Raw genomic sequence first — 24501 nt, 5'->3', positions numbered from 1 at the left:
ATCGTATGAAAAATAAGTTCGCCAGGATGTCAACGGGCCGGCGGAAGGGGATTGCCCTGCATCGCGATCTGAGCTAATTTATCGCTCGATAATCAACGAAGGAGCGAGCCATGAAGGCGCTGGGCTTCAACCACCTGTCCGTCGGGGCCAAGAGCATGGAAGAGTCCGTGCGGTTTTACGAGAAGGTGTTCGGGATGGAGCGCATCCCGACCTACAATTTCGGGTTCAAGACCCAGTATCTTCGCTGCGGCGATCTTCAGCTTCATGTCTTCGAGCTCGAGGACGCTGTCCCGACCTTCCAGCACTTCGCGATCGACGTGGACGACTTTCACGCCGTGTACGAAGCGGCCCGGGACATGGACGCGCTCGATGGCAAGACCTTTCGCAACAGTGTGAACGAGCTGCCCGACGGATCCGTCCAGATGTATCTGCGTGACCCCGGCGGCAATCTCCTGGAAGTGGACTGGCCGGACGTGTCGACGCTCGACCGGTCGCGGATCCCGCACCTGAAGAGCCTCTCGCAATTCGCCGAGCAGCAGGGCGAGGCCCTGGAGGCGTCGCTCTATTACGACCGGCCGCATCTGCAGGGCCGCGCCAAGAGCGCCTGAACCGGGAGGACAGGATGATGGAGACGGTCGTGAAGTTCGACCCCAAGGGTCAGCCCGCCGAAGTGCATGACTATGACGCGATGCTGGAGCGCGCCCGCGCGCTCGTTCCCGTGTTGCGCGAGCGGGCCGCCCGGACGGAGGACCTGCGCCGCCTGCCTCCGGAAACGGAGAAGGATCTCCACGCCGCAGGGCTCTTCCGCATCGTCCAGCCCCGGCGCGTGGGCGGGTCCGAATTCGACTACGTGGCTCTCGTCGATTTCGCCGCCGAGCTGGCGCGCGGCGACGCTTCGGTCGCCTGGAACGTCGCCAATCTGGGCAGCCATCACTGGATGCTGGCCATGTTCGAGCGGGCCGCTCAGGACCTTGTCTGGAACCAAAACCCTGACGCGCTGATCGCCTCATCCTTCGTGTTCCCGGCCGGCCGGGCCAGGAAGGTCGACGGCGGCTACAGGCTCTCCGGCCGGTGGCCGTTCTCCTCCGGCGTCGAGCCGAGCGACTGGAACATGCTGGCCGGGATCACGGCGTCCGACGACGAGGCCGAGGCGAGCGAGTACCGCATCTTCCTCGTGCACCGCCGCGAGTATCAGATCATCGACACCTGGGACAGCGCCGGCCTGCGCGGCACCGGCTCCCAGGACGTCGAAATGTCCGACGTCTTCGTTCCCGAGCACATGACCCTTGCGGTCTCGGCCGTCGCGGGCGGGGCCACGCCGGGCAGCGCCGCCAATCCCGGTCCTCTCTACCGGTTGCCGGTCTTCGCGCTGTTTCCGTTCGTGCTGTCGGGCGTCGCGCTGGGCAACGCCCAGGGGTGCCTGGAGGACTACGAGGCCTCGGCCCGCAAGCGGGCCTCCAAATACAACCTGGCCAAGCTGGCGGACTTCCAGTCGATCCAGATAAAGGTGGCGGGCGCCGCCGCGCGGGTCGACGCGGCCCGCCGCATCATGCGGGGGATTTGCATCGAGGCGATGGAAGACGCTCGCGCGGGTCGCGTTCCGGACCTCAAGGTCAAGACCGCCTACCGGCGCGACGGCGCTTACGCGGTCAATTTGTGCACGGATGCGGTGTCGCTGCTGTTCCAGGCCAGCGGCGCGGGCGGGCTGTACCGGGCGGGAGCGCTGCAGCGGCAGTTCCGCGACGCGCACGCGGTCAACTCGCACATCGCTTTCAATTTCGACGCCGCCGGCTCGAATTTCGGCCGCGTCGCGCTCGGCCTCCCGTCCGAAAACCCCACGCTGTGAGGCGGCCATGACCCAGGCGACCGCCGCGGCGGAGACCTCTGAGGCGCTCGCCGCCCAGCAAACCATCGATCCCCGGGATTTCCGCAACGCACTCGGATGCTTCGGCACGGGCGTGACCGTGATCACCGCCGTCGCGGCGGACGGGCGTCGCGTCGGCCTCACGGCGAATTCGTTCTCGTCGGTGTCGCTCAACCCCCCGCTGGTGCTGTGGAGCCTGGTGATGCATTCGCCGAGCCTGCCGGTGTTCCAGGAGGCGAGCCACTTCACCGTCAATGTGCTGGCGCAGCACCAGGAGCACCTGGCGCGCCATTTCGCCCGCGCCTCCGATGACAAGTTCGCCGGGATCGCGTGGAAGCCCGGGCTGGGAGGAGCGCCCATCCTGGACGATGTCGTGGCCGAGTTTCAGTGCCGGAACGCCTATCGTTATTACGGGGGCGACCATGTGATCTTCCTCGGCGCGGTCGAATCCTATAGCTACGGGGGCCACGAGCCGCTGCTGTTCAGCCGCGGAACGTTCGGGTCCTTCACACCCGGCTCCTGATGCGGTCGCCATCCCTGGGCCGCTCCTGACCTGCGAGCACGAACGCGTGAGCACCGCCGACAGTCTGCCGGGCGCAACCCGGCCCAAGCAGAAGCGGCGTTCGCCCGAAGCGCGCCGTGAGGAGTTCATCCGCAAGGCGGCGGAGTTCTTCGCCGAGGAAGGCTTCGGCGGCGGCACGCGAGAACTCGCCAGCAAGCTCGGCGTGACGCAGCCGTTGCTCTATCGCTACTTCCCCAGCAAGGACGAACTGATCCAGGCCGTCTACCGCAGCGTCTATCTGGACCGCTGGAAGCCCGAATGGGACGAGCTGCTGGGCGACAGGTCGAAGCCCATCCGGTTAAGGCTGCAGCAGTTCTACGAGGCCTATACGGATGCGATCTTCACGCGCGAATGGATCAGGATCTATCTCTTCTCGGGCCTGAAAGGCGTCGAGATCAATCGCTGGTATGTCGGCGTGGTGGAATCGCGGATCCTGAACCGGATCGTCGAGGAATACAGGCACGAGGCCGGGCTTCCGGCCCTGAAGACTCCGCCATCGGCCGAGCTGGAGCTCGCCTGGGTGCTGCATGGCGGTATATTCTACTATGGCGTGCGCAAATACATCTACAACTCGCCCGTCCTGGAGGATAAGTCGCGCGTCATCTCAAACGCGCTCGACGTCTTCCTGGAAGGGATCGCGCGGGTCTTCGGCACCACCGTGAAGGCCCGTAACACGGCCGTGAGGCGGACCGGGGACGGCTGAGGCATTTCCGGCGGAGCACGAGGCGGCCGCCTTCTTCCGTAGGGGCGAAGGCGGCCTGTTCGCGTCAGAGCTTCAGTCCAAGCGCCAGGGCGGCGTTGCCCCCGCAGATGGCCGACATGGTGCGATCGTCCAGGTCCAGGCCGCCGATATGCCCGATGGGGTCGTATTCGGCCATGTCGAACGGATAGTCGGTGCCCATCAGGATGCGGTCCGGCCCGAAGAGTTCGATCATGTAGGCGAGTTGGTGGTAGGTGAACACCACCGTGTCGAGATAGACCTGCCGCAGATAGGTCGTGGGCGGCAGCGGCAGCTCCGCATGGCTGTCGTCACGCGCGCCCCAGGCATGGTCGATCCGGCCCGAATAGCCGGGCAGGAAGCCGCCGCCATGAACGGCCATCAGCTTGAGCTCCGGGAAGCGCGCCAGCGTTCCGGTGAAGATCAGGTTGTGCAACGCCATCGTCGTCTCGAGCGGATTGCCGATGACGTTGTTGAAGTAGAACTTCGTGAACCGCTCCCCATGGGTGAAGCCGTTCGGATGCATCATGATGAAGGCGCCGAGCTCTTCCGCCTTGGCGAAGAACGGACGGTATTTCTCGTGCGACAGCTCCTCGCCATTGACGCTGGTGAGGATCTGCACGCCCTTGAGGCCGAGTTTCGTGACCGCGTTCTCCAGTTCGCGGACGGCGAGTTCCGGTTCCTGCATGGTGGTCACGCCGAGGCCGACGAAGCGGTCGGGACGCCGGGAGCAAAACTCCGCCACGCCCTCATTGGCGAGCAGATGCGCCTTCTCGGCGATCTTCGGATCGACGCTGTAGTAGCACTGCGGCGGAACGGGCGCGACGACCTGGATGTCGACGCCCATGGCCTCCATGTCGAAAAGGCGGGCGTCCATGTCCACCATGACCTTGGAGCGGTCCTTCTCCTGCATTGCGTTGATCGCCTTGGTGGCGTCGTCGGCGAAGTGCGCCAGAGGCACCTTGGTGAGGTCGACATGGGGGCCGGCGACCTGGCCGGCGGCCGGGACCGCGATGTGGCAATGGATGTCGATGGTGGGCGTCGAGGGCCGGCGGGCGCGTCCCAGCGCCGTGTGCTGGCGCGCGGCGGTGCGGCCGTAGCGGTTCTTTTTGTCGTCGTACATGGACGTCTCCTGGCGGGATTTTTGCGTCAGACAGTTTCGATGCGGCCGCTGGCGGCCGAGCGGGTGACGGCCTCGAAGGCGCGGACATTGTCCAGCATGTCCTCGAGGGAGACCGGATAGTCCGCGCCGCCCGAGGCCGCGCGGGCGAAGGCCTCGATGTTGTCGCGCACGACGGGGTGCGGCGGCTGGAAGATGGTGGTGGGCGCCTCGCCCCGGCGCAGAGTGGTGACGTCCCAGCCGGTGGGGTTCTCCGGATGGGTGCGGTCGCGGATCTCCATCCAGCCGGTCGATCCATAGACGGCGAGGCGGCCCACGAAGGGCGTGGTCAGGATGGCGGTGATCTGGGCCGTGGCTCCGTTCTCGAATCCCAGCGTCACCGACAGCGTGTCGCCATTGTCGAAGCGCGTCGCGCGGGTGGCGAGACGGGCCCAGACCTCCTTGGGACGCCCGAACAGCATGATCGCGAGGTCCACCAGGTGGATGCCGGTCGCAGAGAGCGGCCCGACAGGGGCCTCGGTGGCGGAAAGGCGCCAGTTGTCCGGGGGGAGGGCCAGGAACTTGTCCTGGCTGAAATTGCCCTCCATTAGCAACGTCTCGCCGAACTCGCCCGCGGCGAACCGACGGCGCAGGTCGATGACGGCGGGCTCGAAGCGGCGCTCATGGCCGATGCCCAGCTGGACGCCGGCCCGTCGCACCGCCGCGATGGCTCGCTCGGCCTCCGCGGCGGTGACGCAGAGCGGCTTTTCGCAAAAGACGTGCTTGCCGGCGCCCGCTGCGGCGACGATCTGGGCGGCGTGGAACTTGTGCGGCGAGCACAGGATGACGGCGTCCACATCGGAGCGCTCGATCGCGTCCTCGAAGCGGGCCGAGACGGCCAGGCCCGCCGCCGCGGCGGCCTCGCGGCCGGCAGCATTGGGGTCGACGCCCAGCACCACCCTGACCGCATCGCTGTCGCGCAATTCGCGCAGGATGGTGCGGCCCCACCAGCCGAGGCCGACGATGGCGGCCCTGATCATGAGCGCGCACCCGTCTTTCCGGCCCAGCGCACCGGGACGCTGATCGCGTCCTGGCCTTCCAGCCCGCTCTGCGCGGCCTCCGTGAAGGAGCCGAGGGCTCCTTGCGCCGTCGGCAGCTCGAGGCCGAGCGTCCGGGCGTAGGCCACCATGGTGGCGAGGTCCTTTCGGGCCGCCCGCACGTCGAAGGCCGGGGCGCCGAGCGGCTGGCCCGCCAGCGCCTTGGCGATGTCGGGCGCGCGCAGCTTCATGCCGTTGGTCGTGCCCGACGTGTCCGCCATGATGTCGACGAGGCGCTCCGGCGGGAGGTTCAGGGGCTTGCACAGCGCCAGTGCCTCGCCGAGGGACTGCCAATAAACGAGGAGGGGCAGGTTGATCGCGAGCTTGAGGCGTGCGCCGGAGCCCACCGGCCCGACATGCTCGACGCGCCGGCAGAGCTGGTCGAGCACCGGGCGGAGACGGGCCACGTCGGCGTCCTCGCCGCCCACCAGGCCGAACAGCTTGCCGTCACGCGCGGGACCCACGGTGCCGCCGACCGGGCACTCCACGAAGGCCGCTCCCCGCGCCTGCGTCGCGGCGCCGATCCGCTCCTCGGTCTCGGGCAGCACCGTGCTCATGTCCATCACGGCCTTGCCGCCGAGGTCGGCCGACAGCACTCCGTCCGGGCCTGAATAGACGGCGTCGAGCGCGGCGTCGTCGAGCAGCATCGTGATGGTGAGGTCGCAGGCCGCGGCCAAGGCCGCCGGCGTGGAGGCCACGGCCGCACCGGCTTCAGCCAGCGGCTTTGTCTTCGCCTTGTCCCGGTTCCAGACCGTGACCGTGTGGCCGACGGAGAGCAGGCGGTGGGCGATGGCGGCTCCCATGCGCCCGGTTCCGCAGAGTCCGATGTTCATGCTGCGACCTCACATTGTTGATGCATGGATGGCGGCTTCGATCCGCTCCGGCGTGAGCGGCATATGGCGCACCCGGACTCCGAGCGCATGCGCCACGGCGTTGCCGATCGCGGCGGCCGTCGGCCCCGTCGCGCATTCGCCGGCGCCCAGCGGGGGTGCGCCTGTCGGCTCTAGGATGCGGACCGCGATGCGCGGGCATTCCGAAAAGCGCAGGATCGGATAGTCGGCCCAGGACCGAGTCGCCACGCCCTCGGCGGTCCAGCGGACCTGCTCCTTGAGGGTCCAGCTCGCCGCCTGGACGATCCCGCCCTCGATCTGGTTCACGAGGCCGTCGCGGTGGACGACTGCGCCGCAGTCGACGGCGGCGACGACATGCGTCAGCCTCACCGTCTCGGCGATCGCGACCCGGGCCACGATCGCGCAATAGCCGCCCATGTTCTTGTAGCGGGCGAAAGCGAGGCCGCGGCCTTCCCCCTCGCCGCCGGGCTCGGCCGGATCCCATCCGGCTTCCTCGGCCGCCGCCGCCAGTACGGCGCGGGCGCGCGGATCCTCCATGTGGGCCAGTCGAAACTCGAGCGGATCCCGACCTGCCAGGGCGGCGAGCTCATCGAGGAAGCTCTCGATGGCGAAGACGTTGCCATGGGCGCCGAGCGAGCGCAGCGCGGAGCTGCGCAGCGGCCCCTGCGGCAGGAGATGATGGACGACGCTGCGCCGGCCGACCCGGTAGAGCGGAACCGCGTTCCGGTCCCCGGCGCCGGACGGACCAGGGAACTGAACGACCGGGGATGGGGCCGAGCGCTTCGCAAGATGCTGGGCGGCCAGAAGGTTCACGCCGGAGCCGAAACCCGGCCGCGCGACATGCGGCGGGCTCCAGACCTCGTGCGTCCAGTCCACGATCGCGCCATGCGCGTCCAGGCCCGCCGCGAGCCGAATCCGCATCGGCGCGCCGAAGGGCGACCACGAGAGCTCGTCGGCCCGCGTCCAGCGGCAAAGCACCGGCGCCTGCGCGGCCCGGGCGAGGAGCGCCGCGTCCAGCGCGACGTCGTCGGCGCCATTGTGGCCGTAGCAGCCCGCCCCCATGGCGTGGACCACGTCGACCATCTCCGGCGCAAGCTCGAGCACCCGCGCGAGCTGGGCGCGCAGCGGATAGACGCCCTGGGTCTGCGACCACACCGTGAGGCGCCCGTCGAAGCTCCACTCCGCCAGCGCGGTGGAGGGTCCGATCGACGCGTGCGCGAGATAGGGGCGGGAATAGGCCGCCTCGTGGCGGCGCGCCGCAGGCGCGGCTTCGCCGTCGTCGCGCACGACCGGGATCGTGGCGACAGGCTCGACCCCCTCCATCCAGGCGCCTTCGTCATCGACAACCGGCAAGTCCGGGGCGGTCCATGCGGCGAGCCGTTGCGCGGCGGCGGCGGCGTGGTCGGCGTCCTCCTCGCGATCGGCGACGACGCCCACGAAGGAGCCGTCGACCACCACGGCCACGACCCCGGGCAGGGCGGCGACTGAAGCCCGGTCGAGCGAGACCAGTTCCGCGCCAGGCCGGGGAGGGCGGACGACGCGGCCGTGCCGTAGACCCGGGCGGTCGAGATCCTGGATGAACGCCGCGCCGGTCAGCTTCGCCCTGAGATCGAGCCGCGGCTGGCGCTCCGCGGCGACGCCGCCCAGGAGCTCGGGTACCGGCAGGTCCGCGGCGGACCGGTCGAGATCGACCTCCGGCGCAAGGTCCGCGTAGGACAGGCTGGCGTTGCGCCCGGGACCGGAGAACACCCCGTCCTGCACGATGACCGCGTCCGTGGCGCAGCCAAGCCGGGCCGCTGCGGCTGCGGCGAACAGGGTGCGGATCTGGGCGGCGGCGACCCGCATCGCCGCGCCGCCTTGCTCGACGGAGAGGCTTCCCGCCGTCATGCCTTCGTCCGGCGCGGCGCGCGTATCGCCCGCCACCACCCGAAGGCGCGAAAGCGGGACGCCGAGTTCGGCGGCGGCCAACGCCGCGATGGCGGTCACCGCGCCCTGGCCGAGCTCCACCTTCCCGGTGCGGATCGTGACCGCGCCGTCGGCCTCGACGGCGAACCAGCGCGACAGGAGCGGATTGAGAGCGAGGTCGGCGGGGAGGGCCGTCATTCGGGCGCTCCCACCTTGAGATCGGGCGAGCCGTGGGGGGCGTTCTCCAGCAGCCTGTCGACGGCCCGTAGGATGCGGGGATGCGCCCCGCATCGGCACAGGTGCCGCTCGTCCAGCGCCTCGATGACGGCCGAACGGCTGGGGCGTGGCCCGGCCGAGAGAAGGCCCGCCAGCGTCATGATGATTCCGTTGGTGCAGTAGCCGCACTGGGCGGCCTGCTCGTCCAGAAAGGCTTGCTGGATGGGGCCGGGCTCGCCATCCACGCCCAGGCCCTCGATCGTCGTGATCGACCTGCCGTCCACGGACCAGAGCGGCGTCTGGCACGACTGCATGGGGCGTCCATCGACCAGCACCGTGCAGGCCCCGCACTGGCCTTCGCCACAGCCGAAACGCGCGCCCTTGAGGCCGAGATGCTGCCGCAGGGCGGTCAGGAGCGGCAGGTCGGGCGACACGGCCAGGACCTCGGGCCGTCCATTCACCGTAAGCGAGAGGGGCGCGGCCATGGCGATCAATGGCCCTGGAACACGCCGAGATTCTGCGTCAGCACCGCCTCGTTGGCGCGGATCTCGTCGATGCCTCCGTCGAACACGCATTGTCCGGTGGTGAGGATCACCACCTGGTCGGCCAGGTCCAGGGCCAGGTTGCTGTTCTGCTCGACCAGGACGATGGATTGGCCCTCGCTTTTCAGCAGCGCGATCGTGCGGCCGACCTCGGCCACGATGAGCGGGGCGAGACCCTCGGACGGCTCGTCCAGGAGGAGGACGCGCGGGTTGCCCATGAGGGCGCGCCCCAGGGCCAGCATCTGCTGCTCTCCGCCCGAAAGGGAGCCAGCGAGCTGCCCGTGGCGTTCGCGCAGGCGGGGGAAGAGATCGTAGATCCGTTCCAGCGACCACGGCTTGCGGGAGCCGTCGCCGCTGCGGCGAGCCACGATGAGGTTCTCGCGGACCGTCAGCGATGGAAAGATGCGCCGTCCCTGCGGGACCAGCCCGATGCCTCGCCGGCAGATCGCCTCCGGGGTCAGCCCGCTGATCGGTTCTCCGAACAGCCGGATCTCGCCGCGGCGCGGCGTCAGAAAGCCGACGACCGTGCTGATGCAGGTGGTCTTGCCCGCGCCATTGCGTCCGAGAAGCGCCAGCACCTCGCCGGCCTTGAGGCTGAAGGAGACGCCCTGCAGGACGTGGCTGTCCCCGTAATAGCTGTGGACGTCCGTGAGAGTGAGCGCGTCAGTGGCCAAGATACACCTCGCGCGTCTGCGGATCCGCGATGACGGCGTCGCGCGGGCCGTCCACGATCACCTTGCCGTAGTGCAGCAAGGTCACGGTCTCGGCGAGGTCGAGGGCGGTGTCCATGTCGTGCTCGATCATGATCAGCGTCGTCTCCCGCGGGATGGCGGCGATGAGCTTTTTGATGGAGCCGCGCTCCTCGCTGGACAGGCCGGCCAGAGGCTCGTCGAGAAGCAGAAGGCGGGGCCTCTGGGCGAGGGCCATCGCGATCTCGACGCGCCGCTTCTCGCCATAGGCGAGCTCCGAAACCTTGCGGTCCGCCAGATGCTCCAGGCCCACCTGGGCCAAGGCGCGTCGGGCTTCGTGGCGCATGTCCGGGTAAAAGGACAGGGGCCGGAACATGTTCCACCGCGCCTTTCGCAGGCCGAGCAGGCCTAGCACGATGTTGTGCTCGAGGGTGTCCTTGGGAAACAGCGTGATGATCTGGTAGGTGCGCGAAAGGCCCAGATGCGCCCGCTGCTGCGGCTTCATCCGGGTGACGTCGTGCCCGAACAGCCTGATCGTTCCCGAACTGGGCAGGAAGTCGCCGGCGATCTGGTTGAACAAGGTCGTCTTGCCCGCGCCATTCGGCCCGATGATCAGGCGGCGTTCGCCCGGCATCACCCGCATGTTGACGTCCTGGGTGGCCGGGAGCCCCCCGAAGAACTTGCGCAGATCGATGATTTCCAGCGCCGGCGCGCCGTCGCTCTCCATCATCGCGCGCCTCCGCGGGCGCGGGCGTAGAGCCGCTTCACGCCGGGCACGATGCCTTCCGGCATCACGAGAACGATGAACAGGAACACGAAGCCGAGCAGCATGTTCCAGCGCTCGATATAGGCGGAGGCGTAGTTCTTCAGCAGCACCACGAGCGTCGCGCCGATCACAGGACCGCCGAGCGTGCCGGAGCCGCCCGCAATGACGCCGAGCAGCCCCTCGGCCGAGTTGGTGATGGAGAGCGCGGTCGGGTGGATGTATTTGTGATAGTAGATGTAGAGGAGGCCAGCCACGCCGCCCCAGAAGCCGGCATAAATGAAGGTGATCCAGCGGATCATCCACACGTCGTGGCCCAGCGCCGCCATCCGGCGGGCCTGATCGCGCGTGCCGCGCAGGCTGGAGCCGAAAGCGGACGACACGAAGACGCCCATCAGCAGGGCCGCGACGGCGGCCACCGCCAGCGTGAACCAGTAATAGGCCCCGGCGCTTTCGATGGAGACGCCGAACGGATGCGGGCGGCTGACGCCGGAGAGCCCGTTGTCGCCGTTGGTGACGGAGACCCAGCGGTAGGCGAGCCCCCAGAGCACCTGCGAGAGCGCCAGCGTGATCATCAGGAAGCCGAGGCCGGTGGCGCGCAGCGCGATCAGCCCGAAAAGGGCGGCCATCAAGGTCGTGATCCCGATGGCGAGCAGGGCCGCGGCGCCGTGGCCGAAGCCCAGCCGAAGGCTCGCCCAGGCGCACGCATAGGCGCAGAACCCGAGGAACGAGGCATGGCCGAGCGACGTGAGGCCGCCATAGCCGACCAGGAGGTTGAGGCTCATCGCGAAGATCGCCGCGATCAGGATCTGGCTGCCGAGATTGACGTAGAAGTCGCCCGCGACCAGCGGCAGCAACGCCAGGACGAGGAGAACGGCCGGAAGGACGATGCGGTTCATGCACTGATCCGTCCGAAGAGGCCCTGCGGGCGGTAGGCGATGACCACGATCATCGGCAGGAACAGGATGACATAGGCGAGGTCCGGAAAGAGCGCGGTGCCGAAGGTGTAGATCAGGCCGATGATGAAGCTGCCCACGAAAGCGCCGAGCAGGCTGCCGACGCCGCCCAGGATGACCACGATGAGGGCCAGGGGCAGCATGTCGGCGTCCAGACCCGGATAGGCGGACAGGATCGGGCCGCCCAGCACGCCGCCGGCGCCCGCGATGCCCGCGCCAAGGCAGAACACGGCGGTGAAGAGGCGCGACACCGGGATGCCGACCGCCCGCGCCATCTGCATGTCGTCCACGCCGGCGCGGATCATGGCGCCGAGGCGGGTTCGCTCCAGCATCAGGTAGAGCCCGAGCGCGGCCACCACGGCGGCGACCACGACGACGAGTCGATAGGTCGGGAAGGCGAAGCCGAAGAGCAGGATGGGGCGCGACAGGCCGGGCGGCGTCGGCACCGGGATGGGGTCGCCGCCCCACATCATCAGGCAGGCGTCGGCAATGATGAACGACACGCCCAGGGTGACCAGCACCTGCCCCAGCGAATTGCCGGCCAGCTGGCGCAGGACCAGCCGCTCGAGGATGCCGCCGGCCGCCGCCACGGCCAGTCCGGCCAGCAGGGCGGCCAGCCACAGATTCGCGCCTTCGTAGCTGCGCAGCACGTTGGCGCCCAGATAGGCGCCCAGCATGAAGAAGGCCCCATGCGTGAGGTTGGCGAGCCGCATCAGCCCGAAGATGAGCGAGAAGCCGGAGGCGAGCAGGAACAGCAGCCCACCGAGAGCCAGACTGTTCAAACCCTGGATGATCCAGAACTGCATGGGCGTCCCTGGGCGGGGAGGGAGCCGCGGCGCGGGGCGTCCGCGCCGCGGAGGGCGGGGCGCTACTTCTCGAGGTTCTTGGCCGGCGGATAGTCCCGCGAATAGACCGGATTGGCCAGGAACGCCTTCGGGTCGTAGGTCCAGAACTGGCTGACGTTCGGGTAGGTCTTGATGACCGAGTTGACCAGCCGTCCGTCCTTGCGGGTGACCTTGCGCAGATAGACGTTGCCGACCACGTTGCCGTACTCGTCGAACTTCACCGGCCCGCGGGCGGTGTCGACGTCGGTGGCCCGCAGCGCGGCCATGAAGGCCTTCTTGTCCTCGACCTTGCCGTTGACCGCCTTGACGGCCGCCTCCAGCACGGCGCCGTCCACATAGGTGCCGGCCGCGTAGAAGCCGGGATCGTACTTGAACTCCTTGCGGAAGGCCGGCGCGAAGGTCTGGTTCGGCTTGGCGTCGAGCTCGGCGGAGTACCAGCACGCGGTGATGATGCCCAGCGCCTCGTCGCCCATGTTGCGCAGCACGCCTTCGTCGAGGGCGGTCATGCCGCCGACCACTTGAATCTTGTCCTTGAGGCCGTACTCGACGAACTGGCGCAGGAAGCGGAAGCCGTTGGAGCCGGCGAAGCCGAGGAAGATGGCGTCCGCGTCGTTCTTCAGCTGCGCCACATAGGTTCCGTAGTCGGGCGCGGTCAGCGGCGGGAAGAGCTTCTGGATGATCTTGCCGCCGTTCTCCTCGAAGGTGCGCTGGAAGCCGCCGCACATCTCGTGGCCATAGGCGATGTCGTCCGCGATCGTGATGACGCGCTTGTATTTCAGCTCCTTGGCGCAGTACTCGCCCATCGGGTGGGCGCATTGCGCGGAGGTCGAGGTGGCGCGCACGAACCAGGGATTCGGATTGCGCTGCGTCATGTCCTCGGCGGCGGCGACGGAGAGCGTCGGCATCTGGGCCTGGCGCAGATAGTCGTCGATGGCCAGGGCCTCGAAGGCGGCCAGCGGGCCGATGATGCAATGGACGTTGTTCTTCTCGACCAGCTCCTGGGTCTTGGTGCGGGCGGTCGCCGGCACGCCGGCCGTATCGGCGACGATCAGCTCCACCTTGCGCCCGCCGAGCATGTTGTCACGCTCCTTCAGGTACATGACCAGGGCGCGCTCCATATCGATGCCGCCGGAGGCCAGCGGTCCGGTCTTGACGGTGAGCAGGCCGACCCGGATCGGGTCCGAGGACTGGGCGAGAACGGCCGGCGCGGCGACGCCGGTGAGCGCGACGCCGGCCGCGCCCTGAACGAATGTGCGACGTGAGATGGTCATGAATGGTGCCTCCCTTGAGGACGGATCTTCCCGGTAGCGTTTGCTTTGTTCTGAATCGCGAAGCTGGGTCTCTTCATGTTCAACTTGAGGTTGAACACACATGTTCAGTTGGCGCAGCGCCGGGCTTCTCAGTCCCGGTCGATGATGGGCAACAGGACGTAGCTCGACCCGTCCGGATCGAGATGCAGCGTGGTGGTTCCGCCGAAGAGCGCCGCCGGGCGGTCCCGCGGATCGTCGTGCAGAAAGGGGCCGCAACCGGTCAGTTCGTTCTTGAAGTTGGAGAGCCGGGCGCCGGTCGTCTCCTGCCACTTGTAGTCGCGGCCGCGGATTGAGAGCGCGATCCTGCATCCCGCCGGAACGACGATCGAGGTCGGCCAGATCTCCACGTCGAGATCGACCGGGCTCCCTGGCGTCAGGGGCTGGACCTCGTCATGGGCGTGGTAAGGCCGCCAGGGCTGCGTCAGCTGCGGATCGAGCTTGCGATGCGACGCCCGCAGCCAGCCCTGGGCTATCGGCGTATGGGGATCGATCGCGCCGACGAAGGTGATCTCGCGCAGGTCGGCGGTGAACACCCGGAAGACGAGGAAGATGTCCGCGTCCGCCGTCGACGACGACACCCGCAGGCCCGCCGCGAGGGGGCCGGTGATCTCCGTCTCCCGCTCCAGCGGCTCGGACATGAAGGTCAGGCCGTCGCCCATCGCGGCGAACGGGATGTCGGCTTTCGCCGAAGGAGGCGTGACGGACAGCGTCTGGCGATGGGGATCGAGATAGAGCTTCGTCCAGCGCGTGTCGGGCAGGGGCCAGGCCGTCGCGCCCTGCGGCTCGAACCGGTCCACGTGCCGAACCTGCAGGAGCACGCGGGGCTGTTCGGCCCAGCCGTTCCGCTCGCCCTTCAGGTAACAGTCGAAGAAGCGCTTCTGCAGGTCGCGGCCGTAGTCCGTGTAGAAATGCGTCCAGTGCTCGAGGCCGTGCGCCTCCAGCCATTTCTCCGTCGAGGCTGCGCGGGTGAAGCCCTCGAAATTGCCGCGGGGATGCAGGCCCTGTCCGCCCCAGTTCGCGGCGGAGAGGAAGGGCACCGTGATCTTGTCCCACTGGGGCGAGCGGTCGCGATGGTACTCGTCGTCCAACGGATGGGAGAGGATGTCGTCGCCGAAGCTGCAGCGGTTGCGCGCCAATTCCTCGTCCGACATCGTCTCGTCGCCGCAGACCAGCAGGCCCGACGCCTTGTTGCGCGGACCGCGTTCGCCCAGGCCGTACTGCACGGTCTTGACCTGCATGTCGTACCAGTTCGCCCAGAAGGTCGACAGGATGCCGCCGTGGTGGGTCATGTCGCGGTACCAGTCCGCCGAACCTTCCCAGATGCACATGGCGGCGAGGTGGGGCGGCTGGAGCGACGCCACATGCCACTGGTTGATGCCGTAATAGGACACGCCCGAGAGGCCGACCTTGCCGGACGACCAGGGCTGGACCCCGGCCCATTCGATGCACTCGTAGAAGTCGCGGGTCTCGCGGGGCGAGAAATGGTCGACAAAGCCCGGCGAGCGCCCCGTGCCGCGCGAGTCGACGCGTACGCAGACATAGCCGTGCGGCACCCATTTCTCGGGGTCCACCACCTCCCAGTTCTGGTGCTTGTTGGTCGACCCATAGGCCACGTCCGGGTGGCCGGCGACCATCTTTTGCCACGCGCTCGGATAGCCGTCCTGGAAGGCGAGGCCCTTGGCGTAGGGGCCATAGGTGAGCAGCACCGGGTAGCGCCCGTCGTCGACGGGCCGGAACACGTCAGCCTTCAGCACGACGCCGTCATCCGTGGCGATCTCGACGTCCCAGTCGATTCGCATGCCGTCCTGAATGGTCGTGTGGCCCATGCGGGGCGCCTCCCGTTCGAGGCCTTCGTTCCGGGTGCGGGACCCGGCGAGGCCGTTCTCGTTGGTCGAAAGTATTGACGGGCGGATCTAATTTATCAAACGAAAAATTAGAGCGAGTCCGTCTACGCGCGCTCGCTTTTGGCGTGCGCCGCCATCTGCCCGGCGTACCAGTCGCCGATCTCGCTCGCCGTCATGAAGGCCACGCCTTCGTGCTGGGCGACATAGTCCAGCAGGTCCTCCAGGTAGCGGATCCGGTGCGGGACGCCGGTGATGTAGGGATGGATCGAAATGGCCATGACGCGGGCGTTGTCGGCCCCCTCCTGGTAGAGGCGGTCGAACTGGTCCATGCCCCGGCGCAGGAACTGGTCGGAGGTCTGGTGCTGCAGGGCGAAGACCACGATGTCGTTGGTCTCGACCGTGTAGGGGATCGTCGTGATGGTCCCGTGCGGGGTGGCGACCTCCTGCGGCAGGTCGTCGATGACCCAATCGGCCACATATTCGATCCCGTGCTCGCGCAGGAGGTCCAGGGTCTCCTCGGTTTCGGTCAGGCCGGGACTTTCCCACGAGCGCGGCGGCTTGCCGGAGAACGCCGCGATCTCGTCCACGGCGCGCCGGATGGCGCCGCGCTGGTCCTCAAGCTTGTGCATCGGCCCCTGCAGGAAGCCATGGCCCATGAACTCCCAGCCGGCCTCCCGTGCGGCTCCGGCCACGCGCGGGTAGGTGAGGCAGACGCTCCCGTTCGTGGCGAGGGTCGTCGGAATGTTGCGGCTCGTCAGGGCCTCGTATTGCCTCCAGAAACCCGACCGCATCCCGTATTCGTGCCAGGACCAGTTCGGCACGTCAGGCAGAAGCGGCTGACCCATCGGGGGCGGCAGGACCGTGCGCGGCATGGGCCGCTCGATCCGCCATTCCTCGACATTGAGGATCACCCACACGGCCAGCCTCGCGCCGCCGGGGAGCGTCAGCTTCGGCCGATCGACGATGGCCTGGAAGGGGATGCGGTCGCTGAGAGCCATGGGGATCGTCCGGGGTCGGGGAGACGTCAAGCGAGGCCGAGGAAAGGACCTACGGCGGACGCGAAGGCGGCGGGGTTGTCGATGTTGGCCAGATGCGCCGCTCCGGGGATCTCCGCATAGCGTGATCCGGGCGTCGCCTCCGCCATCGCCCGCATGGCCGCGGGCGGGGCGGCGAGGTCGCTGTCGCCCACCACATACAGCGTCGGAATGCTCAGGCCGGGAAGGTCCTTGAGGTAGTCGAGGCGCTTCAGGGCCTCGGCGCAGCCGATATAGCCGTCGGGCGACGTCGCCGTAAACATTGCATGCATGGCGGCCATCAGATCCGGCTGCGCGTCCCGCGTCTGCGGGACGAACCAGCGTTCCATCGTCCCGGCGAGGATGGTGGCCATGCCCCCGTCGCGCACCGCGGCGATGCGGTCGGTCCACCCCTGGACGTAAGCCGGCGGGGCGTCCGCGCGTGCGTCGCAGCAGACGATCCGGTCGAAGCGGGACGGGTGGCGAAGGGCGAGCCCGAGCCCGGTCATGCCGCCGAGCGACAGCCCCATGAAGCTCGCCGTCTCGACGCCGAAATGGTCCATGAGGGCGATGACGTCCCCCGTCAGGTAGTCGAACCCATAGGGTCCCGCCGGAGCGTCCGATTCGCCGTGGCCACGCTGATCGTAGCCCAGCACGCGGAAGCGCCGGCCGAGCCAGGCGAGTTGGGGCGCCCACATGGCGCGGGAGGCCCCGAGGGAGTTCGACAGCACCAGCCATGGCGCGCCCTCGGGAGCGCCCGACACCTCGGCGGCGAGCCGGAAGCCGCCGCAATCGACCAGGACGCAGCCGCTCATTCGGCGGCCTGCGTCGCGCGCGGCGAGGCGGCGTTCACCAAGGGTTGCACCTTCTCGGCGAGCAGGACCATCGAGCGCCGCCCGAGGGCCCGGTCTTTCCAGTCCTTGCCGGCGTAGAGAAGCGTGCCGAAATCGCCCACGGTTTCCCGGAAGGCCAGCAGGTCGTCCGCGACCTTGTCCGGGGTTCCATAGATGATCAGCCGATCGCAGACCGACTCCAGCGTCACCTCGTCGTCCGGCTGATCGCGCCGCGTCTTGAAGAGCTCGATCCGGCCGTTCTTCTTTAGCTTGGTGAAGAGGGACCGGTAGTAGGACACATAGGGGCCGTCCGGGTCCATCGCGTAGGCCTTGGCGGTGGCGGCGTCGTCGGCGACGAAGACGCTCTTGGCCACCCGCCAGTTCGCGGGATCGGCGGGGCGGCCGCCCTTCTCGCAGCCCTCGACATATTTGGGCCAGTGGCTCTTGACCCATTCGGGCATCAGGAAGTTGGCCGAGATCGGGTCCCAGCCGCGGGCCGCCGCTTCGGTGACGCCCTTCGAGAAGGGCGCGACCGCAGTCACGACGATGGGCGGATGAGGGCGCTGCAGGGGCTTGGGCATCGTGCCCTGCCCGATCTCCGGCATCATCGTGCGGGCGGTGGAGATCGTCCAGTACTTGCCCTTGATGTCGTAGGGCGCCTCGCCGCCCCAGATCGCCAGGATGGCGTTGATCGCCTCGAGGAACATTTCGTTCCGGTTCGCGTCGAGATTGCCGAACAACTCGGCGTCGGACAGCAGGCCGCCGGGGCTGATCCCGAAATTGAAGCGTCCGTCCAGCATGTGATCGAGCATGGCGATCTGCGCCGCCGTGGCCGCCGGGTGCGCGTTCGGCATGTTGACGGTGCCGGTGCCGAGCCTGATGCGCTTCGTGGCGGACGCGATCCACGCCAGGAAGGTGATGCAGGAGGTGATGTTCTCGGCCTTGTCGGTGACGTGCTCGCCGGCATAGGCCTCCACGAAGCCGAGTTCATCCGCCAGCACGAAGGCTTCGCGGTCCTCCGCCAGGCACTGGCGCCAATCCTTGTCGAGCGGGTGGATCGGCATCGTGAAGAAGCCAAGCTGCATCGGGCGCTCCTCGACCTGTCTGTCGTGTTTGGAGGGAGCCTAAGGCCTCGACCTCCAGCGCAAAAAATGATTATTCCTACTTCCTGGCATTATGGATCTTGATGCTCATGCAGTCCCTCAGGCAGATCCGGTCCTTCGTGGCCGTGTTCGAGGAAGGCTCCTTCACGGCCGCGGCGGAGCGGGAGGGAGCGACGCAGTCGGGCATGTCGCAGCATGTCCGGCAACTCGAGCAGGGGCTGGGAGCGCAGCTGTTTTCGCGCGATGGGCGGCTGGTCGCGCCGACCGCGGTGGGCCGTCGCTATTACGGCGAGTGCGTCGCCATCCTGCGCCGCCTCGACGAGGCGGGCCACGCCGCCAGCGAAATCGCGCGGTCGGGCGGAGAGGTCAGGGTCGGGCTGATGCCGACCTTCACGCGCGCGGTGCTGTCGCCGACCCTGAAGGCCTTCATGGCGCATGCGCCTGGCGCGGAGGTCCGGATCCTGGAAGCCTATTCGGCGGTGCTCACCGAGAAAGTCCGGCAGGGCGAACTGGATTTCGCGATCGTGCCCGCCTTCGAGGGCGACGTGGGGTTGACCACCACGCGCATCCTGAGCGACCGGGAGATGCTGGTGGCGGCCCGGGGGCGGGCGGGGCGGCATCTCAGCCCGGTGCGCCTCAGCGCGCTCGGCCCGATCGACATCGTCCTGCCGGGTCCCCAGAACACAAGGCGCCGCAACATCGAGACCTATCTGGCCACCAATGGCGTCGAGGTCCGGTCGCGGCTCGAACTCGACGCCATGATGGGAACGCTCGAATTCGTCGCCGCGAGCGAGTGGGTCGCCATCCTGCCCGGCGTCATCATGGCCGGCGACCTCGACGGCGCCCGCTACGACATCCGACCGTTGGACGAGCCCAAGCTCTCGGCCGAGTTCGTCCTGATCGAGCCCGCCCGCAAGGCGCTGGCGCCCGCCGCGCGGCTTTTCGCGGACCTGCTGACGGCGGAGTCCGCGCGAATCGCCGGCATCCTGCCGCGCTAGGCGTCAGCGGGTGAAGCCCGCCTTGTCCTCCAGGACCCGGCAAACGGCCGCCGTATCCTGGTCGCCCAGCCCCTGGCGCATGGCCTCGTCATAGATGGGCCGGGTGGCCGAGAAGCAGGGCGTCTCGCAGCCAAGCTCGCGCGCGAAGGCCTCGATCACCGCCATGTCTTTCTGCCAGGTCGAGACCCGCATGGTGGCGGGCTCATAGACGTCCTGCGCCATCATGGGAGCGCGAAGCTCGAACACGCGGGACGTGCCGGCGCCCGCGCCGATCACGTCGACCACGTCGTCCGGGTTGAGACCCGCCTTCATGGCCAGCACCATCGCCTCGGCGGAGGCCACGTTGTTCACCGCCACCAGCAGGTTGGCGATGAACTTCATCCGGCTGCCATTGCCGAAGGCGCCCAGATTGACGGTCTTGCGGCCGAAATCGCCGAAAAGCTGGGACAGCGACTGGATCGCTGCGGCGTCGCCGCTGGCGTAGACGACGAGATCCCGGTTCTTGGCCTGCGCCCCGGTGCCGCTGAGCGGGCAGTCGAGCGGGACGTGTCCGGCCGCCGCCAGCGTCTGCTGGAAAGCCAGCTTGTCGTCCAGCGCAAGCGTGCTCACCTCCGCCACGATCCTGCGCTCCACGCCGGCTTCGGCGATCTCCTTGGCGACGGCGGCCACGGCCTTTGGACTGGGCAGGCTGGTGAGGATCGTGGGCGCGGCGCGGGCGACGTCAGCCGCCCCGGCCGCGATCCGCACCCCGGCCGCGGACAGCTCCGTGCAGCGGCTCTGGTCGACGTCGGTCCCCACCACGGTCCAGCCGCGGTCGACGAGATTGCGGGCGATCGCGCCGCCCATGATGCCCAGACCGATGATCCCGACCGTCTTGTCCATGGACGCCTCTCCCGCTGACGGCCATTGCGTTCGCGGCCGCGCTGTCTAATGATCAAGCGATAAACGAGGTCGAACGGCGGCGCAACGGCGCGCGGCGCGGAGGAACGACATGAACCCATTGACCCTGGCCCAGGCCGACGAGATCGTAACCGTGGCGCTCAAGACCGGCCGCGACCGCAATTTCGAACCGCTGACGGTCGTCGTGCTCGACGCGGGCGGGCACCCCATCGTGGTCAAGCGCGAGGACCGGTCCGGCATCCTGCGAGTCGACATCGCCACCGGCAAGGCCTGGGGCGCGCTGGGGATGGGCTTCGGCTCGCGCGAGCTGTTCGGCAGGGCCGCGAAGGCGCCGGCCTTCTTCACCGCGCTCGCCGCGGCCAGCCAGGGCCGAATGGTGCCCGTCCCGGGCGGCGTCTTGATCCGCGACCAGGAAGGTACGATCATCGGCGCGGTCGGGATCTCGGGCGACATTTCTGACAATGACGAGATCTGCGCGGTGGCGGGCATCGAGGCGGCGGGGCTGAAGGCCGATCCCGGCGTCGCCAGCTGAGACTAATAATCGAGCGATAAACAAGCTTGACGACCTCCGGGGGGAACGCTCTACTCCCGCCCGGAGACGTGCAGGGATGGGAAGCCCACGATGAAAGCTGCGGCGTTCGACTACGCCCGGGCCGAATCGCTGCCGCATGCGCTGGAGCTGCTGGCGCGGCACGGCGATGGGGCGCGCTTGCTGGCCGGCGGGCAGAGCCTCGTCCCCGCCCTCAATCTGCGCCTGCTGGCGCCGGAGATCCTCATCGACATTTCGCATATCGGCGATCTCCGCGGCGTGCAGGACCATGACGGGACGCTGCGCATCGGCGCGCTCACGCGCCACGCCGACCTGCTTTCCTCCGACCTGATCGCCGCGAGGCACCCGCTCCTGTGCGAGGCGGTCCGCCATGTGGCGCACGCCGCGATCCGCAACCGCGGCACGATCGGGGGCAATCTCGCCCATGCGGACCCGGCCTCCGAGCTGCCGGCCTGCATGCTGGCGCTCGATGCGACGATCGTGGTCGAGGGAGCGGGCGGCGAGCGCAGAATTTCGGCGGAGGCTTTTTTCACGGGCATCTATGAGACCGCGCTCCAGCCCGGCGAGATCCTCACCGCGGTCGAGATCCCGGCGGCGCCGGCCGGGCGGACCGCCGGTTTCATGGAACTGGCGCGCCGCAACGGCGACTATGCGCTTGCGGGCCTCGCGTGCTCGGCCGTTCTGTCGGACGCAGGCGAGATGACCCAGGTCAGGCTGGCCTATTTCTCCGTGGGCGACAGGCCCATCCTGGCGAAGTCCGCCGCCGCCGTGCTGGAACAGGGAGAGCCGAGCCTTGAGGCCGTCGCAAGGGCGCGCGCCGCCCTGTCCCAGGACCTCGATCCGCCCGACGACCTCCAGGCCACCGGGGCGATGCGCCTGCACCTTGCGGGAGTTCTGCTCCACCGGGTTCTGGCCGGCATGGTCCCGGGCCTCGGCTCGCGGCAGGGGAGGGCGGCGTGACCGGCTCGACGATGGAAGTCGCCCTCACGGTCAATGGCGAGGCGGTGACGGCTCAGGCGCCGCCGCGCCAGCATCTGGCGGATTTCCTCAGGGAGCAGCTGGGCCTCACCGGCACCCATATCGGATGCGAGCACGGCGTTTGCGGGGCCTGCACCGTGCGGCTGGACGGAGACATCGTCCGTGGCTGCCTCGTGCTGGCCGTACAGGCGTCGGGGGGCGTGGTCGAGACCATCGAGGGCGTGTCGGACACCGGCGAGATCGCCGACCTGCAGGCGGCCTTCGAGGCGCGCAACGCGTTGCAGTGCGGCTATTGCACGCCCGGCATGCTGCTGACCGCCCAGGAGCTGCTGGCGGCCAACCCCCGTCCCGACAGGGACGCCATCCGCGACCACATGTCCGGGAATTATTGCCGCTGCACCGGCTATCACGCCATCGTCGACGCGGTGGACGCGACGGCCCGCCAACGGTCGGAGGGCGCCCGATGAGCGACGTCGTCGAACCAGGCCTCACGGCGCTCGACCGGCCCAACTCCTATATCGGCCGCTCGGTGCCGCGCCCCAATCTCGGCAGGCTGCTGCAGGGGCGCGGGCAATATGTCAGCGACCTCGTCCTGCCGCGAATGGCGCATGTCGCCTTCGTGCGGTCTCCCCACGCGCACGCCCGCATTCTCGGCGTCCGGGCGGACGTCGCGCGGGCGATGCCCGGCGTCGTGGCCGTGGTGACCGGGGCCGAACTGGCCAAGGTCTGCACCCCCTGGGTGGGCGTGCTGTCGCATCTCAAGGGCCTGAAATCGGCGCCCCAGCACGCCATCGCGGTGGACCGCGCCTGCTGGGTGGGCGAGGCGGTCGCTGCCGTGGTGGCGCGCAGTCGCGCGGAAGCCGAGGACGCCGCCGAACGGGTCGAGGTCGACTACGAGGAGCTCGAGCCCGTCACCGACATGGCCGCCGCGCTCGTGGCGGGATCGCCGGTGATCCATCCGGATCTTGGCGACAACCTGGCCTTCGAGCGCCGCCTCGACGCCGGGGCGGTGGACGACGCCTTCGCCCAGGCGGACGCGGTGGCGGAAGCCGAGTTCGTCTTCGGGCGGCACACCGGGGTCACGCTCGAGCCGCGCTCGATCGTGGCGGACTGGAACCCCGGCGAACAGCGCCTGACCGTCTACCAGGGCACCCAGGCCCCGCACATGATGCAGAATATCTTCGCGCTGCATCTGGGCCTTTCCGAACCCCAGGTGCGGGTGATCTGCAAGGACGTGGGCGGGTCCTTCGGCATCAAGGTCCATGTCTACGCCGACGACATGGCGACGGCCGCCCTTTCCAAGCTGCTGCGTCGGCCCGTGAAATTCGTGGCGGACCGGATCGAGAGCTTCGTCACCGACATCCATGCCCGGGACCACCGCTGCAAGGGGCGGATCGCGGTCAAGAGCGACGGCGAGATCACGGCTTTCGAGATCGACGACCTCACCGGCATCGGCCCCTACTCGATGTATCCGCGCACGAGCGCGATCGAGGCCAACCAGGTCGTCAACCTCGTGGGCGGACCCTACCGGACCCGCAACTACCGGGCCCGCGCACGGGTGGCGTTCCAGAACAAGAACGTCATGTGCCAGTACCGCGCCGTGGGGCATCCCATCGCCTGCTCGGTGACCGAAGGGCTCGTCGACCTCGCGGCCCGGGCGATCGGGATGGACCCGGTCGAGATCCGGCGCCGCAACCTCATTCGCGACGACGCCTACCCGACCGACTCGCCCTCCGGCCTGAAGTTTGAGGCGCTGTCCCATCACGCCGCGCTCGACAAGCTGCTGGCCATGATGGACTACGACGGGCTCAGGGCTGAGCAGGCCCGGCTACGCACCCGCGGGATTTATCGGGGGATCGGCCTTGCGAGCTTCATCGAGGTTACCAATCCGAGCGCGGCCTTCTACGGGGTGGGCGGCGCGCGGATCTCGTCGCAGGACGGCGTGACTGTGAAGCTGGACGCCACCGGCGCGGTGATCTGCCAGACCAGCATCACCGAGCAGGGCCAGGGCTCCGAGGCCATCACGGCCCAGATCGTCGCGACCGCCATGGGCGTCTCTATGGACAAGGTCCGGGTGATCCTGGGCGACACCGACAACACCCCCTATGGGGGCGGCACATGGGCGTCCCGCGCCGCGGGCATCGGCGGCGAAGCCGCCTGGCAGGCCGGCAAGACGCTGCGGCAGAACGTGCTCAAGGTGGCCGGGGCCGTGCTGCAGGCCGATCCCGACAGCCTGGACGTGGCGTCCGGACTGGTGGTGGATCGCGACACGGGCCGCGAGCGCATCAGCCTCGACGAGGTCGCCCGCATCGCCTATTTCCGCCCCGACACCCTGCCCGGCGACTTCCAGGCGGAGCTGATGGCGACGCGCCACTACGTTCCGCGGAAATACCCGTTCGCCTTCACCAATGGCGTCCAGGCGTCATGGCTCGAGGTGGACGTCGAGACGGGGTTCGTCACGCTGCTGCGCCACTGGGTCGTGGAGGACTGCGGCACCATCCTCAACCCGCAGCTGGTCGACGAACAGGTGCGCGGCGGGGTCGTCCAGGGCCTGGGCCCCGCCCTGATGGAGCACTGCCGCTATGATGATCGCGGGCAGCTCCTGAACGGCAACATGGCCGACTACCTCGTTCCCATGGCGGCCGGGATGCCGGACATCGACGTCGGCCACATCGTTTCGCCGACGGCCGAATCCGAGATCGGCGCCAAAGGCGCGGGCGAGGCCGGCACCGCTGGGGCGGCCGCCGCGGTCGCAAACGCCGTCAACGACGCCTTGTCGCCCTTCGGGGCGACGCTGACCGAAATTCCGCTCACGCCGGAGGCGATCCTGCGTGCGCTGAAGACGATCAGCTGACGAGAGACAGT

The 24501-nt window shown here is 68.6% G+C and carries 24 protein-coding genes; 9 read left to right on the top strand and 15 right to left on the bottom strand.

Annotated elements, in window-relative coordinates; genetic code table 11:
- The first annotated feature begins 110 nt into the window (after nt 1-110).
- The 4 genes from ABEG18_RS17000 to ABEG18_RS16985 are packed head-to-tail and all read left to right on the top strand — an operon-like array spanning nt 111 to nt 3129.
- On the top strand, nt 111-608 hold the full coding sequence (locus ABEG18_RS17000; protein ID WP_406854234.1) for a VOC family protein: 498 nt from the start codon (nt 111-113) through the stop codon (nt 606-608).
- A gap of 14 nt (nt 609-622) precedes the next feature.
- On the top strand, nt 623-1846 hold the full coding sequence (locus ABEG18_RS16995; RefSeq protein WP_406854233.1) for an acyl-CoA dehydrogenase family protein: 1224 nt from the start codon (nt 623-625) through the stop codon (nt 1844-1846).
- Nucleotides 1847-1853: 7 nt separating this feature from the next.
- Nucleotides 1854-2387 carry a flavin reductase family protein gene (locus ABEG18_RS16990; protein WP_406854232.1) on the top strand — a complete coding sequence of 178 codons (534 nt, stop codon included), beginning with the start codon at nt 1854-1856 and terminating at the stop codon, nt 2385-2387.
- 46 nt (nt 2388-2433) lie between these two features.
- Nucleotides 2434-3129, top strand: coding sequence for a TetR/AcrR family transcriptional regulator (locus tag ABEG18_RS16985; RefSeq protein WP_406854231.1), 696 nt, complete (start codon nt 2434-2436; stop codon nt 3127-3129).
- Nucleotides 3130-3193: 64 nt separating this feature from the next.
- Here ABEG18_RS16985 and ABEG18_RS16980 read toward each other — a convergent pair whose 3' ends face one another.
- From ABEG18_RS16980 to ABEG18_RS16915, 14 genes are all read right to left on the bottom strand, one after another.
- A complete protein-coding gene (locus ABEG18_RS16980) occupies nt 3194-4267 on the bottom strand; it encodes an amidohydrolase family protein (RefSeq protein WP_406854230.1) in 1074 nt (357 codons plus the stop codon).
- A 26-nt stretch (nt 4268-4293) separates the two neighbouring features.
- Complete coding sequence (locus ABEG18_RS16975; RefSeq protein ID WP_406854229.1) at nt 4294-5283, bottom strand: Gfo/Idh/MocA family protein; 990 nt, start codon at nt 5281-5283, stop codon at nt 4294-4296.
- Nucleotides 5280-6173 carry an NAD(P)-dependent oxidoreductase gene (locus ABEG18_RS16970; RefSeq protein ID WP_406854228.1) on the bottom strand — a complete coding sequence of 298 codons (894 nt, stop codon included), beginning with the start codon at nt 6171-6173 and terminating at the stop codon, nt 5280-5282. The genes ABEG18_RS16975 and ABEG18_RS16970 overlap by 4 nt, the downstream gene beginning before the upstream one ends.
- A gap of 9 nt (nt 6174-6182) precedes the next feature.
- Nucleotides 6183-8294, bottom strand: a complete 2112-nt coding sequence (locus ABEG18_RS16965) for a molybdopterin cofactor-binding domain-containing protein (protein WP_406854227.1) — start codon at nt 8292-8294, stop codon at nt 6183-6185.
- A complete protein-coding gene (locus ABEG18_RS16960; protein ID WP_406854226.1) occupies nt 8291-8797 on the bottom strand; it encodes a (2Fe-2S)-binding protein in 507 nt (168 codons plus the stop codon). Before ABEG18_RS16960 ends, ABEG18_RS16965 begins: the two co-directional genes overlap by 4 nt.
- Nucleotides 8798-8802: 5 nt before the next feature.
- On the bottom strand, nt 8803-9528 hold the full coding sequence (locus tag ABEG18_RS16955; protein ID WP_406854225.1) for an ABC transporter ATP-binding protein: 726 nt from the start codon (nt 9526-9528) through the stop codon (nt 8803-8805).
- Nucleotides 9518-10273 carry an ABC transporter ATP-binding protein gene (locus ABEG18_RS16950; RefSeq protein ID WP_406854224.1) on the bottom strand — a complete coding sequence of 252 codons (756 nt, stop codon included), beginning with the start codon at nt 10271-10273 and terminating at the stop codon, nt 9518-9520. The genes ABEG18_RS16955 and ABEG18_RS16950 overlap by 11 nt, the downstream gene beginning before the upstream one ends.
- Nucleotides 10270-11205 (bottom strand): branched-chain amino acid ABC transporter permease, encoded by a 936-nt coding sequence (locus ABEG18_RS16945; protein ID WP_406854223.1) that lies wholly within the window; start codon nt 11203-11205, stop codon nt 10270-10272. Before ABEG18_RS16945 ends, ABEG18_RS16950 begins: the two co-directional genes overlap by 4 nt.
- The gene (locus ABEG18_RS16940) at nt 11202-12068 is read right to left on the bottom strand and encodes a branched-chain amino acid ABC transporter permease (protein ID WP_406854222.1); all 867 of its coding nucleotides are present in this window, start codon (nt 12066-12068) and stop codon (nt 11202-11204) included. Before ABEG18_RS16940 ends, ABEG18_RS16945 begins: the two co-directional genes overlap by 4 nt.
- 62 nt (nt 12069-12130) lie before the next feature.
- Entirely contained in the window at nt 12131-13378 is a 1248-nt protein-coding gene (locus ABEG18_RS16935; protein WP_406854221.1) for an ABC transporter substrate-binding protein, read from the bottom strand.
- Between the two features lie 128 nt (nt 13379-13506).
- Entirely contained in the window at nt 13507-15243 is a 1737-nt protein-coding gene (locus tag ABEG18_RS16930; protein WP_406854220.1) for a CocE/NonD family hydrolase, read from the bottom strand.
- Between the two features lie 122 nt (nt 15244-15365).
- Nucleotides 15366-16259: a polysaccharide deacetylase family protein gene (locus tag ABEG18_RS16925; RefSeq protein WP_406854219.1), complete on the bottom strand. Its 894-nt coding sequence runs from the start codon at nt 16257-16259 to the stop codon at nt 15366-15368.
- Between the two features lie 26 nt (nt 16260-16285).
- Complete coding sequence (gene pcaD, locus ABEG18_RS16920) at nt 16286-17089, bottom strand: 3-oxoadipate enol-lactonase (RefSeq protein ID WP_406854218.1); 804 nt, start codon at nt 17087-17089, stop codon at nt 16286-16288.
- The gene (locus ABEG18_RS16915; RefSeq protein WP_406854217.1) at nt 17086-18192 is read right to left on the bottom strand and encodes an LLM class flavin-dependent oxidoreductase; all 1107 of its coding nucleotides are present in this window, start codon (nt 18190-18192) and stop codon (nt 17086-17088) included. Before ABEG18_RS16915 ends, pcaD begins: the two co-directional genes overlap by 4 nt.
- Nucleotides 18193-18299: 107 nt before the next feature.
- On the opposite strand from ABEG18_RS16915, the gene ABEG18_RS16910 reads away from it, so the two are divergent.
- The gene (locus tag ABEG18_RS16910; RefSeq protein WP_406854216.1) at nt 18300-19208 is read left to right on the top strand and encodes a LysR family transcriptional regulator; all 909 of its coding nucleotides are present in this window, start codon (nt 18300-18302) and stop codon (nt 19206-19208) included.
- A 3-nt stretch (nt 19209-19211) separates the two neighbouring features.
- Here ABEG18_RS16910 and ABEG18_RS16905 read toward each other — a convergent pair whose 3' ends face one another.
- The gene (locus ABEG18_RS16905) at nt 19212-20090 is read right to left on the bottom strand and encodes an NAD(P)-dependent oxidoreductase (RefSeq protein ID WP_406854215.1); all 879 of its coding nucleotides are present in this window, start codon (nt 20088-20090) and stop codon (nt 19212-19214) included.
- Between the two features lie 109 nt (nt 20091-20199).
- On the opposite strand from ABEG18_RS16905, the gene ABEG18_RS16900 reads away from it, so the two are divergent.
- The 4 genes from ABEG18_RS16900 to ABEG18_RS16885 all read left to right on the top strand — a co-directional run bounded on the left by ABEG18_RS16900 (nt 20200) and on the right by ABEG18_RS16885 (nt 24490).
- Nucleotides 20200-20640, top strand: a complete 441-nt coding sequence (locus tag ABEG18_RS16900) for a GlcG/HbpS family heme-binding protein (protein WP_406854214.1) — start codon at nt 20200-20202, stop codon at nt 20638-20640.
- A 90-nt stretch (nt 20641-20730) separates the two neighbouring features.
- Nucleotides 20731-21618, top strand: coding sequence for an FAD binding domain-containing protein (locus ABEG18_RS16895; RefSeq protein ID WP_406854213.1), 888 nt, complete (start codon nt 20731-20733; stop codon nt 21616-21618).
- A gap of 11 nt (nt 21619-21629) precedes the next feature.
- The gene (locus ABEG18_RS16890; RefSeq protein ID WP_406858630.1) at nt 21630-22103 is read left to right on the top strand and encodes a (2Fe-2S)-binding protein; all 474 of its coding nucleotides are present in this window, start codon (nt 21630-21632) and stop codon (nt 22101-22103) included.
- Nucleotides 22100-24490 carry a xanthine dehydrogenase family protein molybdopterin-binding subunit gene (locus ABEG18_RS16885; protein WP_406854212.1) on the top strand — a complete coding sequence of 797 codons (2391 nt, stop codon included), beginning with the start codon at nt 22100-22102 and terminating at the stop codon, nt 24488-24490. Before ABEG18_RS16890 ends, ABEG18_RS16885 begins: the two co-directional genes overlap by 4 nt.
- The last annotated feature ends 11 nt before the right edge of the window (nt 24491-24501 follow it).

The organism is Alsobacter sp. KACC 23698 (assembly GCF_045348435.1).
Taxonomy (GTDB): Bacteria; Pseudomonadota; Alphaproteobacteria; order Rhizobiales; family Beijerinckiaceae; genus Alsobacter.
Note: the sequence above shows the minus strand (reverse complement) of the source record. Positions and strands in the feature narration are given on the sequence as shown.

Bases quoted from the DNA above. Each gene is read 5' to 3' on its own strand.
- ABEG18_RS17000 (WP_406854234.1), top strand. From the start codon at position 111: ATGAAGGCGCTGGGCTTCAACCACCTGTCCGTCGGGGCCAAGAGCATG.
- ABEG18_RS16995 (WP_406854233.1), top strand. From the start codon at position 623: ATGATGGAGACGGTCGTGAAGTTCGACCCCAAGGGTCAGCCCGCCGAA.
- ABEG18_RS16990 (WP_406854232.1), top strand. From the start codon at position 1,854: ATGACCCAGGCGACCGCCGCGGCGGAGACCTCTGAGGCGCTCGCCGCC.
- ABEG18_RS16980 (WP_406854230.1), bottom strand. From the start codon at position 4,267: ATGTACGACGACAAAAAGAACCGCTACGGCCGCACCGCCGCGCGCCAG.
- ABEG18_RS16975 (WP_406854229.1), bottom strand. From the start codon at position 5,283: ATGATCAGGGCCGCCATCGTCGGCCTCGGCTGGTGGGGCCGCACCATC.
- ABEG18_RS16970 (WP_406854228.1), bottom strand. From the start codon at position 6,173: ATGAACATCGGACTCTGCGGAACCGGGCGCATGGGAGCCGCCATCGCC.
- ABEG18_RS16965 (WP_406854227.1), bottom strand. From the start codon at position 8,294: ATGACGGCCCTCCCCGCCGACCTCGCTCTCAATCCGCTCCTGTCGCGC.
- ABEG18_RS16960 (WP_406854226.1), bottom strand. From the start codon at position 8,797: ATGGCCGCGCCCCTCTCGCTTACGGTGAATGGACGGCCCGAGGTCCTG.
- ABEG18_RS16950 (WP_406854224.1), bottom strand. From the start codon at position 10,273: ATGATGGAGAGCGACGGCGCGCCGGCGCTGGAAATCATCGATCTGCGC.
- ABEG18_RS16945 (WP_406854223.1), bottom strand. From the start codon at position 11,205: ATGAACCGCATCGTCCTTCCGGCCGTTCTCCTCGTCCTGGCGTTGCTG.
- ABEG18_RS16940 (WP_406854222.1), bottom strand. From the start codon at position 12,068: ATGCAGTTCTGGATCATCCAGGGTTTGAACAGTCTGGCTCTCGGTGGG.
- ABEG18_RS16935 (WP_406854221.1), bottom strand. From the start codon at position 13,378: ATGACCATCTCACGTCGCACATTCGTTCAGGGCGCGGCCGGCGTCGCG.
- ABEG18_RS16930 (WP_406854220.1), bottom strand. From the start codon at position 15,243: ATGGGCCACACGACCATTCAGGACGGCATGCGAATCGACTGGGACGTC.
- ABEG18_RS16925 (WP_406854219.1), bottom strand. From the start codon at position 16,259: ATGGCTCTCAGCGACCGCATCCCCTTCCAGGCCATCGTCGATCGGCCG.
- pcaD (WP_406854218.1), bottom strand. From the start codon at position 17,089: ATGAGCGGCTGCGTCCTGGTCGATTGCGGCGGCTTCCGGCTCGCCGCC.
- ABEG18_RS16915 (WP_406854217.1), bottom strand. From the start codon at position 18,192: ATGCAGCTTGGCTTCTTCACGATGCCGATCCACCCGCTCGACAAGGAT.
- ABEG18_RS16910 (WP_406854216.1), top strand. From the start codon at position 18,300: ATGCAGTCCCTCAGGCAGATCCGGTCCTTCGTGGCCGTGTTCGAGGAA.
- ABEG18_RS16905 (WP_406854215.1), bottom strand. From the start codon at position 20,090: ATGGACAAGACGGTCGGGATCATCGGTCTGGGCATCATGGGCGGCGCG.
- ABEG18_RS16900 (WP_406854214.1), top strand. From the start codon at position 20,200: ATGAACCCATTGACCCTGGCCCAGGCCGACGAGATCGTAACCGTGGCG.
- ABEG18_RS16895 (WP_406854213.1), top strand. From the start codon at position 20,731: ATGAAAGCTGCGGCGTTCGACTACGCCCGGGCCGAATCGCTGCCGCAT.
- ABEG18_RS16890 (WP_406858630.1), top strand. From the start codon at position 21,630: ATGGAAGTCGCCCTCACGGTCAATGGCGAGGCGGTGACGGCTCAGGCG.
- ABEG18_RS16885 (WP_406854212.1), top strand. From the start codon at position 22,100: ATGAGCGACGTCGTCGAACCAGGCCTCACGGCGCTCGACCGGCCCAAC.